21 protein-coding genes and 1 tRNA gene are annotated in these 16,964 nt (G+C 72.6%); 15 read left to right on the plus strand and 7 right to left on the minus strand.

Annotated elements, in window-relative coordinates; translation table 11 throughout:
• From rpsN to OF852_RS10205, 3 genes are all read left to right on the plus strand, one after another.
• Positions 1-306 carry a 30S ribosomal protein S14 gene (gene rpsN, locus OF852_RS10195; RefSeq protein ID WP_271119050.1) on the plus strand — a complete coding sequence of 102 codons (306 nt, stop codon included), beginning with the start codon at positions 1-3 and terminating at the stop codon, positions 304-306.
• 113 nt (positions 307-419) lie between these two features.
• Positions 420-704 (plus strand): HU family DNA-binding protein, encoded by a 285-nt coding sequence (locus OF852_RS10200; protein ID WP_271119051.1) that lies wholly within the window; start codon positions 420-422, stop codon positions 702-704.
• Between the two features lie 220 nt (positions 705-924).
• Positions 925-2,913, plus strand: a complete 1,989-nt coding sequence (locus OF852_RS10205; RefSeq protein ID WP_271119052.1) for a cytochrome c oxidase assembly protein — start codon at positions 925-927, stop codon at positions 2,911-2,913.
• On the opposite strand, the gene OF852_RS10210 is transcribed toward OF852_RS10205, so the two are convergent.
• Complete coding sequence (locus OF852_RS10210; RefSeq protein WP_271119053.1) at positions 2,910-3,893, minus strand: hypothetical protein; 984 nt, start codon at positions 3,891-3,893, stop codon at positions 2,910-2,912. The genes OF852_RS10205 and OF852_RS10210 overlap by 4 nt on opposite strands.
• Positions 3,894-3,951: 58 nt before the next feature.
• Here OF852_RS10210 and OF852_RS10215 point away from each other — a divergent pair, with 58 nt between their 5' ends.
• Positions 3,952-5,259 (plus strand): ATP-dependent DNA helicase, encoded by a 1,308-nt coding sequence (locus OF852_RS10215; RefSeq protein ID WP_271119054.1) that lies wholly within the window; start codon positions 3,952-3,954, stop codon positions 5,257-5,259.
• A 207-nt stretch (positions 5,260-5,466) separates the two neighbouring features.
• Here OF852_RS10215 and OF852_RS10220 read toward each other — a convergent pair whose 3' ends face one another.
• Genes OF852_RS10220 through OF852_RS10230 form a run of 3 tightly spaced genes read right to left on the minus strand, consistent with a single transcriptional unit; the run spans position 5,467 to position 7,086 of the window.
• Entirely contained in the window at positions 5,467-5,883 is a 417-nt protein-coding gene (locus OF852_RS10220) for a DUF4383 domain-containing protein (protein ID WP_271119055.1), read from the minus strand.
• 42 nt (positions 5,884-5,925) lie between these two features.
• A complete protein-coding gene (locus OF852_RS10225; RefSeq protein WP_271119056.1) occupies positions 5,926-6,579 on the minus strand; it encodes a dienelactone hydrolase family protein in 654 nt (217 codons plus the stop codon).
• Between the two features lie 3 nt (positions 6,580-6,582).
• The gene (locus OF852_RS10230) at positions 6,583-7,086 is read right to left on the minus strand and encodes an SRPBCC domain-containing protein (protein WP_271119057.1); all 504 of its coding nucleotides are present in this window, start codon (positions 7,084-7,086) and stop codon (positions 6,583-6,585) included.
• A 135-nt stretch (positions 7,087-7,221) separates the two neighbouring features.
• Here OF852_RS10230 and OF852_RS10235 point away from each other — a divergent pair, with 135 nt between their 5' ends.
• Both OF852_RS10235 and OF852_RS10240 read left to right on the plus strand, forming a co-directional pair.
• Positions 7,222-7,605 carry a hypothetical protein gene (locus OF852_RS10235; protein ID WP_271119058.1) on the plus strand — a complete coding sequence of 128 codons (384 nt, stop codon included), beginning with the start codon at positions 7,222-7,224 and terminating at the stop codon, positions 7,603-7,605.
• A gap of 44 nt (positions 7,606-7,649) precedes the next feature.
• On the plus strand, positions 7,650-7,940 hold the full coding sequence (locus OF852_RS10240; protein ID WP_271119059.1) for a DUF1905 domain-containing protein: 291 nt from the start codon (positions 7,650-7,652) through the stop codon (positions 7,938-7,940).
• A gap of 16 nt (positions 7,941-7,956) precedes the next feature.
• On the opposite strand, the gene OF852_RS10245 is transcribed toward OF852_RS10240, so the two are convergent.
• Complete coding sequence (locus tag OF852_RS10245) at positions 7,957-8,310, minus strand: MerR family transcriptional regulator (protein ID WP_271119060.1); 354 nt, start codon at positions 8,308-8,310, stop codon at positions 7,957-7,959.
• 79 nt (positions 8,311-8,389) lie between these two features.
• Between OF852_RS10245 and OF852_RS10250 the strand changes: the two genes are divergently transcribed.
• Entirely contained in the window at positions 8,390-9,283 is an 894-nt protein-coding gene (locus tag OF852_RS10250; RefSeq protein ID WP_271119061.1) for an alpha/beta hydrolase family esterase, read from the plus strand.
• Between the two features lie 21 nt (positions 9,284-9,304).
• Here the strand turns inward: OF852_RS10250 and OF852_RS10255 are convergent.
• A tRNA-Gly gene (locus tag OF852_RS10255) sits at positions 9,305-9,375 on the minus strand.
• Between the two features lie 67 nt (positions 9,376-9,442).
• Here OF852_RS10255 and dcd point away from each other — a divergent pair.
• On the plus strand, positions 9,443-10,048 hold the full coding sequence (gene dcd / locus OF852_RS10260) for a dCTP deaminase (RefSeq protein ID WP_271119062.1): 606 nt from the start codon (positions 9,443-9,445) through the stop codon (positions 10,046-10,048).
• Between the two features lie 139 nt (positions 10,049-10,187).
• A complete protein-coding gene (locus tag OF852_RS10265; protein ID WP_271119063.1) occupies positions 10,188-11,210 on the plus strand; it encodes a serine/threonine-protein kinase in 1,023 nt (340 codons plus the stop codon).
• A gap of 99 nt (positions 11,211-11,309) precedes the next feature.
• Here the strand turns inward: OF852_RS10265 and idi are convergent, their stop codons facing one another.
• The gene (idi, locus tag OF852_RS10270; protein WP_271119064.1) at positions 11,310-11,858 is read right to left on the minus strand and encodes an isopentenyl-diphosphate Delta-isomerase; all 549 of its coding nucleotides are present in this window, start codon (positions 11,856-11,858) and stop codon (positions 11,310-11,312) included.
• 20 nt (positions 11,859-11,878) lie between these two features.
• On the opposite strand from idi, the gene OF852_RS10275 reads away from it, so the two are divergent.
• From OF852_RS10275 to OF852_RS10300, 6 genes are read left to right on the plus strand one after another with little or no spacing between them, the layout of a single operon-like run.
• Positions 11,879-12,949 carry a polyprenyl synthetase family protein gene (locus OF852_RS10275; protein WP_271119065.1) on the plus strand — a complete coding sequence of 357 codons (1,071 nt, stop codon included), beginning with the start codon at positions 11,879-11,881 and terminating at the stop codon, positions 12,947-12,949.
• Between the two features lie 8 nt (positions 12,950-12,957).
• Positions 12,958-13,818, plus strand: coding sequence for a phytoene/squalene synthase family protein (locus tag OF852_RS10280; protein ID WP_271119066.1), 861 nt, complete (start codon positions 12,958-12,960; stop codon positions 13,816-13,818).
• Complete coding sequence (gene crtI, locus OF852_RS10285; RefSeq protein WP_271119067.1) at positions 13,815-15,368, plus strand: phytoene desaturase family protein; 1,554 nt, start codon at positions 13,815-13,817, stop codon at positions 15,366-15,368. The genes OF852_RS10280 and crtI overlap by 4 nt, the downstream gene beginning before the upstream one ends.
• Complete coding sequence (locus OF852_RS10290; RefSeq protein WP_271119068.1) at positions 15,365-15,724, plus strand: lycopene cyclase domain-containing protein; 360 nt, start codon at positions 15,365-15,367, stop codon at positions 15,722-15,724. Before crtI ends, OF852_RS10290 begins: the two co-directional genes overlap by 4 nt.
• Positions 15,721-16,044, plus strand: coding sequence for a lycopene cyclase domain-containing protein (locus tag OF852_RS10295; RefSeq protein ID WP_271119069.1), 324 nt, complete (start codon positions 15,721-15,723; stop codon positions 16,042-16,044). The genes OF852_RS10290 and OF852_RS10295 overlap by 4 nt, the downstream gene beginning before the upstream one ends.
• On the plus strand, positions 16,041-16,910 hold the full coding sequence (locus OF852_RS10300) for a prenyltransferase (RefSeq protein WP_271119070.1): 870 nt from the start codon (positions 16,041-16,043) through the stop codon (positions 16,908-16,910). The genes OF852_RS10295 and OF852_RS10300 overlap by 4 nt, the downstream gene beginning before the upstream one ends.
• Positions 16,911-16,964 lie beyond the last annotated feature (54 nt).

Raw genomic sequence — 16,964 nt, forward strand, 5'->3', positions numbered from 1 at the left:
ATGGCCAAGAAGAGCAAGATCGCGCGCAACAAGCAGCGCCAGGCTGTCGTCGAGCGCTACGCCGAGAAGCGCCTCGAGCTGAAGAAGGCCCTCATCGATCCGAACGGGACGGACGAGAGCCGCGAGGCCGCGCGCCAGGGGCTGCAGAAGCTCCCGCGCAACGCGTCGCCGGTCCGCCTCCGCAACCGCGACTCGATCGACGGGCGCCCCCGCGGTGTCCTCAGCAAGTTCGGGATCTCGCGTGTGCGGTTCCGCGACATGGCGCACCGCGGCGAATTGCCCGGAATCACCAAGTCTTCCTGGTAGGTTCGAGGCGGTTCGGGGGCGACCCCGGGCCGCCTTTGAACATGGTGGACCTTCGTCAACGGGTTCACCGACCCCAACGAAGTTCGCCACGAACACGTCCAGGAGGACACCCAATGGCTGATTCACTCAACAAGACCGAGCTGGTCGCCGCCATCGCCGCGGAGTCGGGCCAGAGCCAGGCCGCCGTCTCCGGCGTCATCGACTCGCTCTTCGGCATCCTCGCCAAGTCGGTCGGCGAGGGCACCAAGGTCGCGATCCCCGGCTGGCTGTCGGTCGAGCGCACTCACCGCGCCGCGCGCGAGGGCCGCAACCCCGCGACGGGCGAGACCATCCAGATCCCCGCCGGCTACGGCGTCAAGGTCTCGGCCGGCTCGAAGCTCAAGGCTGCCGCCAAGTAAGTCTCCTGAATTCAGCGAGAGCCCCCGACCACGACGGTCGGGGGCTCTCGTGCGTCCGCGCCGTGTGCCGCCCGGGCCCGCACCGGCTGTGCTGCCCGCCAGAGACATGTCTCCGGCGCCGCGGACCCCGCCACGCCGCCGTCCCTCTCGCCGCAGACATGTCTCTTGCGGACGAGGCAGACGGAGGGGATGCGGAGGCGGCGGCCCGTAGAATCATGCGGTGCAGCGCGTACTCTGGGTGTCCGGCCCCGCGGCGCTGCTCGCCGCATCCCTCCTCGCCCTCCTCGGCTCGCTCGCCTTCGGCGGCGGCGCCGACGCCCCCCTCGTCTTCGACCCGGGTGCGGCCGTGCGCTGGGGGCAGCCGATCGCGAAGCTCGCGGTCAACCTCGGGGTCGGCGTCGCGATCGGCGCGCTCGTCCTCGCCTGCTTCGCCCTGACGCCGACGGAGCGCGCCTTCGGCCGCGCCGTCGACGTCGCCGCCGCCGGCGCCGCCGTCTGGACCGTCGGCGCGACCGCGACCGCCTTCTTCGTCTTCGCGAGCGTCTACAACCAGCCGATCACCCTCGACCCGGCGTACGGGGATGCGCTCGGCACCTTCCTCACGACCGTCGAGCTCGGCCAGAGCTGGCTCATCATGTCGATCGCGGGCGCCGCGCTCACGGTGCTGTGCTTCGCGATCCGCAGCCGCACGCTCCTCGCGCTGCTCGTCGTCGGGGCCGCGCTCGCCCTGCTGCGGCTGTCGAACGAGGGGCACTCGGGCGACAGCGCGAGCCACGACCAGGCGGTCACCGCGATCTGGCTGCACATGATCTTCGCGGGGCTCTGGCTCGGCGGCCTCGTCACGATCGTCGCCCTGCGGCCGGTGCTCGACCGGGGTCGGCTGGCGGCGATCATGGGCCGCTACTCGAGCCTCGCGCTCGTCTCCTTCGTGGTCGTCGCGGCGAGCGGCCTCCTCAGCGCGCAGATCCGCGTGGGCGAGCCGGAGGGTCTGCTGAGCCCCTACGGCATCCTCGTCCTCGCGAAGTCGGCGCTGCTGCTCGCGCTCGGCCTGTTCGGCGCGGCGCAGCGGCGCCTGCTCATCGGGAAGCTCGGGCGCGGCAGCGGCACGCCCGCCTTCTGGGGCGTCGTCGTGCTCGAGATCGCCTTCATGGGTCTCGCCTCGGGGGTCGCCGCGGCGCTCGCCCGCACGCCGACGCCCGTCCCGGACACGGGCACGGCCGAGCTCCCCGCCCCGACCCCCGCCGAGCTCCTCACCGACAAGCCGCTGCCGCCCGAGCTCACCCCCGAGCGCTGGATCACGAGCTGGAACATCGACCTCCTCTGGCTGCTGCTCGCCGCCTTCGGGATCTTCTTCTACATCGCGGCCGTCCTCCGCCTCCGCCGCCGCGGCGACACCTGGCCGTGGCACCGCACCGTGCTGTGGGTGGCCGGGATGCTGCTCTTCTTCTGGGTGACGAACGGCGCGCTGAACGTCTACGAGCAGTACCTCTTCAGCGCCCACATGCTCGCGCACATGCTGCTCAGCATGGCGATCCCGGTCTTCCTCGTGCTCGCGGCGCCCGTCACGCTCGCGTCGCGGGCGATCGCGAGGCGCGACGACGGCAGCCGTGGCGGGCGCGAGTGGATCCTGTTCGCGGTGCACCACCCCGTCGCGAAGGTGCTCACGAACCCGGGGGTCGCCGCCGGGATCTTCGCCGCATCCCTCTGGGTCTTCTACTACTCGCCGCTGTTCCGCTGGGCCACCGAGGACCACGTCGGCCACATGTGGATGGTCGTGCACTTCCTCATCTCGGGCTACCTGTTCGTGCAGGCGCTCGTCGGCATCGACCCCGTCGCGGGACGCCCGCCGTACCCGCTCCGGCTGCTGCTGCTCCTCGCGACGATGGCGATGCACGCCTTCTTCGGCCTCGCGATCATGTCGACCGAGTCGCTGCTGCTCGCCGACTGGTACGGCGCCATGGGCCGCACCTGGGGCGATCCGCCGCTCCAGGATCAGCAGGCGGGCGGCGGGATCGCGTGGAGCGTGGGCGAGATCCCGACCGTCTCGCTCGCGATTCTGGTCGCGTTCCTCTGGAGCCGCAGCGACGCCCGCGAGCAGAAGCGCGTCGACCGCAAGGCGGAGCGCGATGGGGACGCCGAGCTGGAGGCCTACAACGAGATGCTCGCGAAGCGCTCGCGGGGCGGCGCGGGCGGCGCGGGGCGCGTCTAGCCCTCCGCCGGCATCGCGCGGATCGCGAGCGCCTCCCCCTCGCCGAACTGGATGCGGAACGACACGTCGAAGTCGACGCGCTCGTCGGCGTCGCGCTCGCTGCCGTCGAAGAGCGACTGGATGCGGACCTTCACGCGGGCCTCCGCCGCCGCATCCCGCACCTCCCAGGTGCCGAGCTCGCGCGCCGGCGCGATCTCGATCTCCGGATACTCCGCGATCGACCAGCTCGGCTCCGACTCGATGCGATTCGTCACCTCGAGCCCGAAGGGACAGCCGCTCGGCATGAGCACGGTCTGCTCGGCGCAGCGGTCGAGGTACTCGCGCACCTGCGCGTCCACCTGCTCGCGGAAGCGCTCGTTGGCGCGCACGTCGAGCTCGACCGCGAACTCCTCCCCCGGCTCCGCGACGAGCAGCTCGAGCGGGTCCGCCTCGAGGTAGGTCGTCTCGTGCTCGAGCACATAGCGCCCGGGGGTGAAGAGGGCGAGGCGCGCCGCCGTGCCGGCCGCCGCCTCCCGACCCGGGGTGTTCGCGAGGATGCCGCCCACCCGGTAGCGGAGGTCGTGCTGGACGGTGAGGTCGGCGACCGCCAGCGGCGTCACGGCGAAGCGCCAGCGCGGGAAGAGGCCGAGCCGCGATCCCGAGCGCTCCACCTGGAAGGTCGAGCGGCCGGCTCGCCCGTCGGAGACCCACTCGGCGGTGACCCGGTGGACGCCCGCCGCATCCGCCTCCTCGCCCGTGATCTCCACCTCTTCGAGACCGGGCATGGCGCGTCGGTCGAGGAGCGTGCGCTGCGCGCCGTCGAGGCGGACGCCGGGAAGCGCGAGGGCGCCGGCCGCGTCGCCGCGCGCCACGAGGTCGAGATAGGTGCGGACGAAGGCGCTCGCGGAGAGCACGGTCGCGTTCGCGGCGACCACCCCGCCCACCAGGACGAGGGCGAGCACGGCGCTCCCCGCGACCCAGGGGAGAACTCGACGCCGCACGCGGCCATCCTATGTAGTGTGAAGGGCCGCCACCCCGACCCCCGAGGAGCCCGCTTCCGTGTCCCTGCCCGAGCTCGCGCCCGAGCAGGCCGCCGTCTTCCGGGCCATCGAGTCCACCCGCGAGCACATCTTCGTCACGGGTCGTGCGGGCACCGGCAAGTCGACGCTCCTCGAGCACCTCTCCTGGAACACCTCGAAGCAGATCGTCATCTGCGCCCCGACCGGCGTCGCGGCCCTCAACGTCGGCGGGCAGACGATCCACTCGCTCTTCCGCCTCCCGATCGGCGTCATCGCCGACCACGAGCTCACGCAGGGGCCCGACCTGCGCAAGCTGCTCGGTGCGATCGACACGCTCGTCATCGACGAGGTGTCGATGGTGAACGCGGACCTCGTGGATGCCATGGACCGCGCGCTGCGGCAGGCGCGAGCCCGCCCGCACGACCCCTTCGGCGGCGTGCAGGTGGTGCTCTTCGGCGACCCGTACCAGCTCGCCCCGGTGCCGGGCGACGGCGACGAGCGGGCCTACTTCGAGGATCGCTACCGCTCGATGTGGTTCTTCGACGCGAGGGTGTGGGAGGAGGCCGAGCTCCGCATCTACGAGCTCCACGCCATCCACCGCCAGCATGAGCTCGAGTTCAAGCAGCTCCTCACGGCGGTGCGGCACGGGAGCGTCACCGCCGAGATGGCGGAGCGGCTCAACACCGTCGGCGCGCGCCCCGCACCCGACGACGCGATCACGCTCGCGACCACGAACGCGACCGTCACCCGCATCAACGCCCGCCGGCTCGCCCAGCTGCCGGGCCGCATCCGCACCGCCGTGGCCGCGCTCGAGGGCGATTTCGGCGGCCGCGCCTACCCCGCCGACGAGAAGCTGGAGCTCAAGGTCGGCGCGCAGGTCATGTTCCTCCGCAACGACACCGGTGGCGACGGGCGGTGGGTGAACGGCACCATCGGCGAGGTCGTGTCGATCGGCGACACCGTCGTCGTGGAGGTCGACGGCGAGGACTTCGAGGTGCTGCCCTCGGTCTGGGAGAAGTACCGGTACCGCTACTCGCCCTCGACGAAGGAGCTGCAGAAGGACGTCGTCGCGGAGTTCACGCAGTTCCCGCTGCGGCTCGCCTGGGCGGTGACGATCCACAAGTCGCAGGGCAAGAGCTACGATCGCGCGATCGTCGACCTCGGCGAGCGGAGCTTCGCGCCGGGGCAGACCTATGTCGCGCTCTCGCGGATCACCGCGCTCGACGGGCTCTACCTGTCGCGCCCGCTGCGCCCGCGCGACGTCATCGTTGACGAGCACGTTCGCCGCTTCATGGCGCGCGCCGAGCGGGTGCCCGGCATCGAGGCGGCGAGCGACCGGCTGATCTGAGCCTGCGGTCCGGCCACTGCCCCTGCCCCCGGCCTCCGCCTCGCGGCTCCACCACCTTCCGAAATGCAGGACGGGCGGCGGGCTCGCCCGGGGAATCCGGGGCCGACGCTCGTCCGGAAACGTGCTCGTCCTGCATTTCGGAAGGTGGTGCGGCGGGGCGGCGGGGCGGGATGCGGCGGCGGCCGGGGCACGCCGGCCGCGGCCGGCTCAGGAGACCGGGCTGCGGACCTCCCGCTCGGCGCCGAGGCCGACCGCGAGGAGGGCGACGGCGCTCGCGAAATGCAGCACGTTGTCGGGCGCGTTGATGGCGAGGACGTTGAGGTCGCTGTTCGTGATGAGGAACAGCCCGGCGATCCCGAGCACGAGGCAGCCGGTGCCGACGATGGCGTTGAGGGTCTTCGCGGCGCGGCGACCCGCGATGCCGGCGGCGAGCAGCACCAGGCCGAGGAGCAGGTGCACGAGATTGTGCGCGACGTTGACCTCGAAGATGCCGAGGATCAGCCCGCCCTCGGTCGCGACGAGGCCGACCCCGGCGTTCGAGGTGGCGACGGACCCGAGGATGCCGATGAGCACGAAGGCGGCGCCGATGATGACGGCGAGCATCCGGTTGGGCGAGCGGCGCATGTCGGGTCTCCTTCCCCCGGCTCAGGCTAGCGACGGCGCCGGTCAGCCGTCGAGCTGCTGCTCGAGGAACACGGCCGTGCGGGCGAAGGCGAGCGCGGCGGCGTTCCGGTCGACGCGCTCCGGCAGGCTCGCGTTCGCGAAGGAGTGCTGCGTACCGAGGTAGCGGTGCACCGTGACGGGGGTGCCGTGATCCTTGAGCGCCGCGGTGAAGACCTCGGGCCCGTCGCCCTCGGGCCACTCGTCGTATTCCGCGAGGTGGAGGAGCACGGGGCACGGGATGACGGTGTGCGCGGACTGCTCGAGCGCCGCCGCGTAGGCGACCACCGCATCCGCCTGCCCGGTCTGCGCGTGGCGGAGCGCCATCCACCCGCCCATCGCGAAGCCGACCAGCCCGACGCGCGTCGTCCCCTGCGCGCGCGCCTCGCGGATGGCGCCGTCGATGGCCTCGTCGGCGTCGGCGAGGAGCAGCTCGTCCATGAGCCGGGCGCCCTCGCGCTCCTCGGCGGTCGCGATGCCGCCGTACAGGTCGAGCACGACGACGCGCAGCCCCGCGCGGTCGGCGAGCGCCGCCCCGTAGGACTCGAGCCAGGGCAGCCGTCCGTACATGTCGTGCACGACGACGGCGAGGGGACGTCCCTCCTCGCCGTAGACGAGCGGGATGCCGGGGCTCGGCAGCGGGATGAGCGCGTCGTCCACGGCTCAGCCCTCGAGCCCGAGCAGGGCCCGGAACCGCGCGACGTCGCCGTCGCCGGGGATGCGGGTGCCGGCGTCCTCCCGGCCGTCGAGGAGCGCCGCGAGGTCGTCGAGGCAGGCATCCCAGCCGGCGGCGATCTGCGCGACCGTCTTCGGGTCGGCGATCTCGTCGCGGAGGCGGAGGGTGCTGATGCCGTCGGCGGCCGCGGCGCCGGACTCGAGCGTCCAGCGCAGGTGCTCGTCCGACCAGATGTAGGCGATGACGCGCGGCTCGCCCACCTCGGCGAACTCGAGCAGCTCGGCGACCTCCGGCTCGTCGTCGTCGGGGAACGCGAAGGCGATGCGCCCGCCCGCCATCTGCTCGAGCTCGACGTCGCACGGGAACCAGACGGAGAGCTGCGCGGGCACCGTGAGCGCATCCCAGACCCGGTCGACGGGGTACGCCAGCTCGCGCGCGAGCTCGAGCGCGAGCCCGCCCGCGCTCCGGTCGATCCTGACCTCGGTCGGCATGGCGTCGTCCCCGTTCCCCGCTCGTGGTGCGGCGTCGCTCTCCCGCCGAGCGTAGTCCGGGCGTCTGAGAGGGCGGGGATGTTGTGCCGCGTTCCGGGGATGGCGTCGCGCGGGATCCCCGGCGAGGATGGCGGCATGCGGCGCCTCGGCTGGACGGCGCGGGTGCTCATCGCGCTCGCGGTGGTCGGTGCGCTCGCCTGGGGCGTGGGGGTCGTGCTCGCGCCGCCGCCGCCGCCGCCGACGCTCGGCGACCCGGGGATCGTCCGCGGCCCGGACCCCGGGACGTGCCGCCATGCGGACGACCCGGTCACGTGGGCGTGCGAGGAGCCCGCGGCGGACGGGACGGCGTGGGATGTCGTGGAGTGGGGCGTGATCGAGGACGACGATGCCGCGAGTCTCGACTGCGATGACCCTCTGCCCGAATGCGAGTCGGGTACCTGCGTCGTGCAGCTCGTCGATGAGAACGACGAGCCGCTCTCGCTCGAGGACCTCGAGACGATCTCGTGCTGGGACCGCTGACACCGGCATCCCCTAGTCTGGGCCGCATCCCCCGAGGAGGCCCCATGCCGCACGAGATCGGACCGCTCGACCACGAGTTCACGGCGCCCATCGGCGTCGAGGTGAAGGGCGAGACGTGGTCGTGCGTCGAGATGCCCGGCTCGGCCGAGTTCTTCGGCACGGGGCGCGCCGTGCGGGTGGATGCGGTCGTCGACGCGATCGAGCTCCGTGATGTCGGCCTGATGCCGACCGGTGCCGGCGGGCACATGCTCTCGCTCAGCGCGGCGATCCGGAAGCGGCTCGGCAAGGAGGTCGGCGACGAGGTCGCGGTCCGCCTGACGGCGCGGACCCGCTGATGGCGCCGAGCGTCGCTCAGCGGGCGGGCTGCGACCTGCCGTCGATGACGTCGCTCACGAGCCGGTGCGTCGCGGCCAGCTTCTCCATCTGCACGGCCAGGTCGTCGCGGACGAGCCGGAGCTGGTCGATCACCGGTTCGTGAACGGCGTCAGGCACGTCGCCGAGGCAGGTCAGCGCGGAGGCGACGACCTCTCGCGAGAAGCCCATCTCGAAGAGGAGCCGGATCGCGCTGGCCCGCTCCACCGTCGAGTCGTCGTAGTCGCGGTAGCCGTTCGCCAGCCGCTCGGCGTGGATGAGGTCATGTTCCTCGTAGTAGCGCAGGGAGCGGGGGCTCACGCCGCTGCGCCGGCTGAGCTCACCGATCTTCACGACTTGACCTTGACACGATGTCAGAGTCTAGCGTCGGATCGCGTCGGCGTCAGGGCCGGCCGCGATCGAGGAGAAGCACATGCCCGCATCCACCGAGCGCCGCGAGCTCATCGAGGTCGACGATCGGACCCGCAGCTTCACGCTGGTCGGCCGGCCCGACCCGCCCGGCCGCGCGCTCGTCATCGTCCTCCATGGCTCGAAGCAGACGGGTGCGGTGCATCGCGAGTTCACCGGGCGCGCGCTCGACCGCCTCGCTGATGAGGGTCGCGCGGTCGTCGCCTACCTCGACGGCTACCGCGGCAACTGGAACGACGCCCGCCGTGAGAGCTCGTTCCCGGCGCGCACCGAGGACGTCGACGACGTCGCATTCGTCCGGGCCGTCGTCGAGCGGCTGGCGACGAGCCACGGGATCGACATCGAGCGCGTGCTCGTCGTCGGCTACTCGAACGGCGGGCAGATGGCGTACCGGTTGCTGCACGAGGCACCCGAGCTCGCCGCCGGCGCCGTGGTCGCCGCCGCCACGATGCCGGATGCCGCGGGGTTCACGGCAGGGTTCTCGCCCACGGCGGGCCGGCCGGCGCCCATCGCCATCGTGGCCGGCACCTCAGACCGGATCGTCCCCTACGACGGCGGGCGGATGGCGTGGTGGGCTCGGAAGCTGTTCGCCGTCGACGGGACCGCGCTCTCGGCGGTCGAGTCCGCCGAGTACTTCGCGGCGCGCAACGGCATCCGCACCGCTCCCGCGCTGAGCGGCATCCCGTCCGCCGACGGACGGACGAGCCGGGTGGCGATGGAGCGCGCCGACTACGGGCAGCCCGGCGCTCCGACCGTCACGCTCGTGACCGTGCGCGGCGGCGGTCACACGGTCCCCGCCGAGAAGGCCGCACCCGCGGTCCTCGGCCGCACCGGGCGGGACCTGACGATCGACCGCCTCACGGAGGAGGTGCTGGATCGGCTCCCGCCGACGGCGTGAGCGTGAGTGGCTGCGAATCGGAGGGGATGACGGGAATCGAACCCGCGCTATCAGCTTGGGAAGCTGAAGTTCTGCCATTGAACTACATCCCCGAAGCGCTCCTCAGAGGAGTGCACCCACCCATCCTACCAAGAACGGCATCCCGCTAGTCTCTTGCCCATGCTCCTCAGCGACCGCGACATCCGGGCCGAGCTGTCGGCCGGCCGCATCGGGCTCGAGCCCCTCGATCTCGACATGGTGCAGCCGTCGAGCATCGACGTCCGGCTCGACCGCTTCTTCCGGCTCTTCGACAACCACAAGTACCCGTTCATCGACCCGGCCGAGAGCCAGCCCGAGCTGACCCGCCTCATCGAGACGAAGCCCGACGAGCCCTTCATCCTGCATCCCGGCGAGTTCGTGCTCGGCTCGACCTTCGAGCTCGTCACCCTCCCCGACGACGTCGCCGCCCGCCTCGAGGGCAAGTCGAGCCTCGGCCGGCTCGGCCTCCTCACCCACTCGACCGCCGGCTTCGTCGATCCCGGCTTCTCGGGTCACGTGACGCTCGAGCTCAGCAACGTCGCCACCCTCCCGATCAAGCTCTGGCCGGGCATGAAGATCGGGCAGCTCTGCTTCATCCGCACGAGCTCCCCGGTCGACAACCCCTACGGCTCGGGCGCCTACGGCAACCGCTACCAGGGCCAGCGCGGGCCGACCGCCTCGCGCTCCTGGCAGGGCTTCCACAAGGTGGATGTGCGCTCGACGGACGCGGGATCGCCCGGACAGTAGACCGCGGGGCGGACCGTCCGCCCGCGGGATCACAGCCCGCGCACAGTCCATTCATCCGCACAAGCCCCCACACTCGACGCCCGTCCGCGCTAAAGTTCGGAGATATCGGGGCGTCCGTCTCGCGGACGGTGGGGGAATCATGACGCAGGTCGCTGCGGCAGCAGTCAACACCCTCGTCTCGGGTCGGTATCAGCTCGCGGAGGCGATCGGCTCGGGCGGCATGGGGTCGGTCTACCGCGCCGTCGACCAGGTGCTCGGGCGCGACGTCGCCGTCAAGGTGTTCCGCGCCGAGACCGTCATGGCCGATGATCTGGTGCGCCAGGAGCGCGAGATCCGCCTGCTCAGCTCGCTGCAGCATCCCGGGCTCATCAACGTCTTCGACGCGGGGCGGCACAACTTCAACGGGAGCGTCCGCCGCTACCTCGTCATGGAGCTCGTCTCCCACACCTCGCTCGAGAAGCGGCTCGGCGAGGGGCCGCTGCTCGCGCACGAGGCCGCCGCGATCGGCGGGCAGATCGCCGACGCGCTCTCCCACGTGCACTCGCGCGGCATCGTCCACCGCGACGTGAAGCCCGCGAACATCCTCATCAACGACGCCGCGGCCGAGGGCTTCCGGCGCACGGCGAAGCTCGGCGACTTCGGCATCGCGCAGTTCGTGGAGGCGAACCGCCTCACCTCCGACGGCACCATCCTCGGCACCGCCGGCTACCTCAGCCCCGAGCAGGTCACGGGCGTCGACGTCGGCGTCGCGAGCGACGTCTACTCGCTCGGCCTGGTGCTGCTCGAGTGCCTGACCGGCGTGCAGGAGTTCCCCGGCACCGTCATCGAGTCGGCCGTCGCGCGCGTCAACCGCGACGCGACGATCCCCGAGGACCTCGCCGAGGAGTGGCGGGACCTGCTCCGCGCCATGACCTCCCGCATCCCCGAGGAGCGGCCGACCGCGCTCGAGGTCGCCGCGATCCTCCACGGCCGCCCGGCCCCCGAGCTGACCGGCACCGGGCGCCGCTCGACCCGCGCGCCGCGCGCCCACCGCAAGGCCTCGTTCCGCGGGCTCAAGGTGCGCCGGCGCCGACTCGCGCTGATGTGGACGCTGGGCGGGCTCCTCGTCGCGGGCGGGCTCGTCGCGTCGTTCCTGGTCGGGACGCTCGTCGGCGCGAACTAGGCGCGAGGCGCCTGCGGAACTGCGGACATCCGCCGCCGGAACCGCGTCCGGAGGCCGAGAGGCTCCGATGTCCGCCGTTGCGCGCACCGCGCCGCGCGATCAGCCGGGGTAGAGCTCCCACTCGCGCAGCTGCAGCGCCAGCCACGGGCTGAACGCGAACGGCGTCAGCGCGACCGCCGCCGAGAGCTGCGCCGGCTGCACCCAGGCCCAGTCGGCGACCTCGTCGGCCGCGGGTCGCGGGTCCGCCGAGACGCGGGCACGGAACACGGGGCAGATCTCGTGCTCCACGATGCCGCCGGCGTCGACGGCGCGGTAGCGGAAGTCGGGCAGCACCAGCTCGAGCTCGTCGAGCACGAGACCGAGCTCGCGCTCCGCCCGACGCGCGACCGCATCCTCGATCCGCTCGCCCGGGGACGGGTGGCCGCAGAACGCGTTCGTCCAGATGCCGGCGAACGCGCGCTTGCCGAGCGCGCGGCGGGTGACGAGGACCTGGCCGTCGGGGCCGACCACGTGGCACGAGAAGGCGAGGTGCAGCGGGGTGTCCTCGCTGTGGACCGTGGCCTTGTCGGCGACGCCGATCGGGGCCCCGGCGTCGTCGAGCAGGACCACCTGCTCCACGTCGGCTGAGGGCTCCAGGAGGTCGGTCATGTGCCCGATAGTCTCACAGCATGGACGCCCCCGACCTGCTCGCGGTCGCGCGGGAGCGGCAGGCGCAGGTGGACGGCGTGCTCGACTGCTTCTTCCAGCTCGCGAAGCTGCGGGCCGCGTCGATGGGCTCCTCCTACGTCGAGCTCTGGCGCCGGCTCGAGGAGAGCACGACGGGCGGGAAGCGGTTCCGGCCCCGCATGGTGATGGGCGCCTACGCGGCACTCGGCGGCGACGACCTGGAGGCCGCCGCGAACGTCGGCGCGGCCTTCGAGCTGCTGCACACGGCGCTCATCGTGCACGACGACGTCATCGACCGCGACTTCAGCCGTCGCGGCGGCCCGAACCTCGCAGGCCTGTACCGCGAGCGGGCGCTCGCCGCCGGCGCGGACGAGGACGCCGCCCAGCATCGCGGCATCAGCGCCGCCGTCATCGCGGGCGACCTCGCGCTCTTCAACGCCTACCGGCTCATCGACCGCTCGGGCGCCGCCCACGCGACGCGCCACCGCCTCCTGGAGCTCATGGACGACGCGATCTTCGCGAGCGCCGCCGGCGAGCTCATCGACATCGACTACGCGGCCGCACCCGACATGCCCCACGTCGACGACATCCTCACGATGGAGCGCCTCAAGACCGCCGTCTACTCCTTCGAGGGCCCGCTCATGGCGGGCGCCGTGCTCGCGGGCGCCCCCGAGGCCACCGTGCAGACCCTCGCCGACTTCGGCCGCGAGATCGGCATCGCCTACCAGATCGTCGACGACGTGCTCGGGGTGTTCGGCGAGGAGACGCTGACCGGCAAGACGACGATCGGCGACCTCCGCGAGGGCAAGCGCACGGTGCTGATCTCCTACGCGACCTCCGCGCACGGCTGGGAGGGCATCCGCGGTCTCGTCGGCAAGCCCGACCTCACGGAGGAGGAGGCCGAGCAGGTGCGCGCCGTGCTCGTGACGAGCGGCGCGCGCGACTTCGCCGACGGCCTCGCCCGCTACTACGCGAACCGTGCGCTCGCGCGCCTCGTCGAGCCGCACGTGCCCCGCGCGCTCCGCGAGGAGCTGCACCCCGTCGCCGACGCGGTGCTCTCGAGGGTCCGGTAGGGCCCCGCGTGAGCCGGCTGTCCCTCTACGACCGCGTCGCCGACGAGACCGCGAGCGTCGTCATCCGCCGCTACTCGACGAGCTTCGGGATGGCGTCGCGGCTGCTCGGACGCGGTGTGCGCCAGCACGTGGAGAACATCTACGCGCTCGTGCGGGTGGCGGACGAGATCGTCGACGGCGGGGCGGCCGAGGCGGGCGCCTCGCCGGAGGTCGCGGCCCGCCTCCTCGACGCCCTGGAGGCGGAGACGGCGGCGGCGATCGAGGCCGGCTACTCGGCGAACCTCGTCGTCCACGCCTTCGCCCGCAGCGCCCGCTGGTCGGGCTTCGGCGCCGAGCTCACCGCGCCCTTCTTCGCCTCCATGCGCATGGACCTCGAGCGTGCCGAGCACGATCAGGCGAGCTTCGAGCGCTACGTGTACGGCTCGGCGGAGGTCGTGGGGCTGATGTGCCTGCGGGCGTTCCTGCGCGACGAGCCGGATGCCGAGACGCGGTACACGACGCTGACCCCGGGCGCGCGGGCGCTGGGCTCCGCATTCCAGAAAGTGAACTTCCTGCGGGACCTCGCCGCCGACTTCCGCGAGCTCGGGCGCTCCTACTTCCCCGGCATCCGCGTCGACGCCTTCACGGAGGCCGACAAGCTCCGGCTGCTCGCCGAGATCGACGGGGAGCTCGAGCTCGCCGCCGCGACCATCCCGCAGCTGCCCGCGAGCTCGCGTCGCGCCGTCGCGCTCGCGCAGGGGCTCTTCCAGGAGCTCTCGACCCGCATCCGCGCGACCCCCGCCGAGCGGCTCATCGAGGCGCGCGTGCGCGTGCCCGACCCGGTCAAGCTCCGCATCCTCGCGCGCGCCGCGACGGGACGCGTCGCATGAGCCGCGCGATCGTCATCGGCGCCGGCATCGCGGGGCTCGCGACCGCGGCGCTCCTCGCGCGCGACGGTCACGAGGTCGTCGTGCTCGAGAAGCGGGAGGCCGTCGGCGGCCGGGCGGGCAGCTGGGAGCACGAGGGCTTCCGCTTCGACACAGGCCCCTCCTGGTACCTCATGCCGGAGGTCTTCGAGCACTTCTTCCGTCTCCTCGGGACGAGCTCCGCCGAGCAGCTCGAGCTCGTGCAGCTCGACCCCGCCTACCGCGTCTGGGCGGAGGGCGAGACGGAGCCCGTCGACGTGCCCGCCGAGGTCGAGGAGACGATCGAGCTGTTCGAGCGGATCGAGCCGGGCTCGGGCTCGCGCCTGCGCCGCTACCTCGAGCGCGCCCGCGAGACCTCGGACCTCGCGACCCGCCGCTTCCTCTACTCGACCTTCGAGAAGCTCGGCCCCGTCTTCGACCCGGAGGTGCGGGCGCGCTCGGCGCGACTCGTGCGCCTCCTGCTCGAGCCGCTCGGCTCGCTCGTGACGCGGACCGTCCGCGACCTCCGCCTCCGCCAGATCCTCGGCTACCCGGCCGTGTTCCTCGGCGCCTCGCCGAAGCTCGCGCCGAGCATGTACTTCCTCATGAGCCACCTCGACATGGTCGACGGCGTGCGCTACCCGATGGGCGGCTTCGCGCGGCTCATCGAGCGCATCGAGGTGCTCGCCCGCGAGCAGGGCGCCGAGATCCGCACCGGCCAGGAGGTCGCCCGCATCCTCGTCGAGGGCGGCGAGGCGCACGGTGTCGCCGTCCGCGGCGCCGACGGCCGCGAGACCGTGCTCGAGGCGGAGCTCGTCGTCTCCGCCGCCGACCTCCACCACACCGAGACGCGCCTCCTCGAGGACCCCGCCGACCGCAGCTACGACCAGGCCTACTGGGATCGCCGCATCGCGGGCCCGAGCGCCCTGCTCCTCTTCCTCGGCGTGCGCGGCGAGGTGCCCGAGCTGCAGCACCACACGCTCCTCTTCGCGCGCGAGTGGGACGCCAACTTCGAGCAGATCTTCGGCAGCCGCGCGCGCATCCCCGACACGCCCTCCCTCTACATCTGCAAGCCGAGCGGCATCGACCCGGGCGTCGCGCCCGAGGGCGACACGAACCTGTTCGTGCTCGTGCCCCTCCCCGCCGACCCGGCGCTGGGACGCGGCGGCGTCGACGGCGCCGGGGATGCCGCGATCGAGCAGCTGGGCGACCGCATGATCGCGCAGATCGCCGACTGGGCCGGGATCCCCGACCTCGCCTCGCGCATCGTGGTGCGCCGGACGATGGCGCCCGGCGACTTCGAGGTCGACCTCAACGCCTGGCGCGGCACCGCGCTCGGGCCCGCGCACACGCTGCGGCAGAGCGCCTTCTTCCGCGCCCGCAACCGGAGCCGGAAGGTGCGCGGGCTGCTCTACGCGGGCGGCTCCACCATCCCCGGCATCGGGCTGCCGATGTGCCTCATCAGCGCCGAGCTCGTCGTGAAGCAGCTGCGCGGCGACACGACCGCCGGCCCCCTCCCGGAGCCGCTGCGGTGAGCGTGCTCTACCTCGCGGCGCTCGCCGTGTCGCTGACCGGGATGGTCGTGCTCGACCGGCGGTTCCGGCTGTTCCTGTGGCGGGATGCGCGGCGGGGCGCGATCGTCCTCGTCGCGGGCGTGCTGTTCTTCCTCGCCTGGGATGTCGCCGGCATCGGGCTCGGCGTGTTCTTCCGCGGCGAGACCGAGTTCATGACGGGGCTGCTCGTGGGCCCGGAGCTGCCGGTCGAGGAGGTCGTCTTCCTGACCTTCCTCTGCTACCTCACGATGAACCTGCACGGGGCGGCGCGGACCCTGCTCGCCGGGGCGCGCCAGGCGGAGCCGGACGCGTCTCGAGACGGGAGCACCCCGGCATGACCTACTGGCTCCTCAACGCCGCGTTCCTCGGCATCGTCGCGCTCGTCGCCGTCGCCGCGGTCCTCGCCCGCCGCGGCACCCCGCGGCGCGTCCGCTGGCGCGCGATCGGGCTCGCCGCGATCCCCATGCTGATCCTCACGGCGATCTTCGACAACCTGATGATCGGCGTCGGGCTCGTCGCCTACTCGGGTGAGCGCATCTCGGGCGTCATGATCGGCATCGCGCCGCTCGAGGACTTCACCTACACGGTCGCGGCGCTCGTCCTCCTGCCCTCGCTCTGGGCGCTGCTGCCCGCCCGCGCGGAGAGGCCGGCCGCGTGATCCGCGCCCTCCTCGTCTCGAGCCGCCCGCTGAGCTGGGTCAACACGGCCTACCCCTTCGCCGCCGCGTACGTCATGACGACGCGCGAGATCGACTGGGTGCTGGTCGTCGGCACGCTCTTCTTCCTCGTGCCCTACAACCTCGCGATGTACGGCATCAACGACGTGTTCGACTACGAGTCGGACCTGCGCAACCCCCGCAAGGGCGGCGTCGAGGGGGCGCTGCTCGACCGCTCCCTGCACCGCGCGACCATCACGGCATCCATCGTCACGGTCGTGCCCTTCGTCGTCGCGCTCGTCGTCGCGGGAGCGCTGGCAGGGCGGCCGCTGAGCTGGCTGGTGCTCGCCGTGAGCCTGTTCGCGGTCGTCGCCTACTCGGCGGCGGGGCTGCGCTTCAAGGAGCGCCCGGTGCTCGACTCGCTCACCTCGAGCACGCACTTCGTCTCGCCCGCGGTGTTCGGGCTCGTGCTCGCGGGCGCCGAGTTCACGCCGCAGCTCTGGGCGGTGCTCGCCGCGTTCTTCCTCTGGGGCATGGCCTCGCACGCCTTCGGGGCGGTGCAGGACATCGTGGCCGACCGGGAGGGCGGGATCGCCTCCATCGCGACCGTGTTCGGCGGCCGCGCGACCGTGCGGCTGTCGGTCGGCGCCTACCTGCTCGCCGCGGTGCTGCTGCTCACGACGCTCTGGCCGGGGCCGCTCGCGGCGCTGCTCGCCCTGCCGTACGCGGTGAACGCGCTGCCGTGGTGGTCGGTGCGGGATGAGGATGCGGCGACTGCGAACCGGGGGTGGCGGCGCTTCCTGTGGCTGAACTTCGCGGCCGGCTTCGGCACGACGATGCTGCTCATCTGGTTCGCGCTGGCGGGCTGACGCGCCGGACCGCATCCCGCATCCCGCGCTCGGTGCCCCCGCGCCGCCCCCCTC

The sequence above is a fragment of the Homoserinibacter sp. YIM 151385 genome, from assembly GCF_027912415.1.
GTDB lineage: Bacteria > Actinomycetota > Actinomycetes > Actinomycetales > Microbacteriaceae > Schumannella.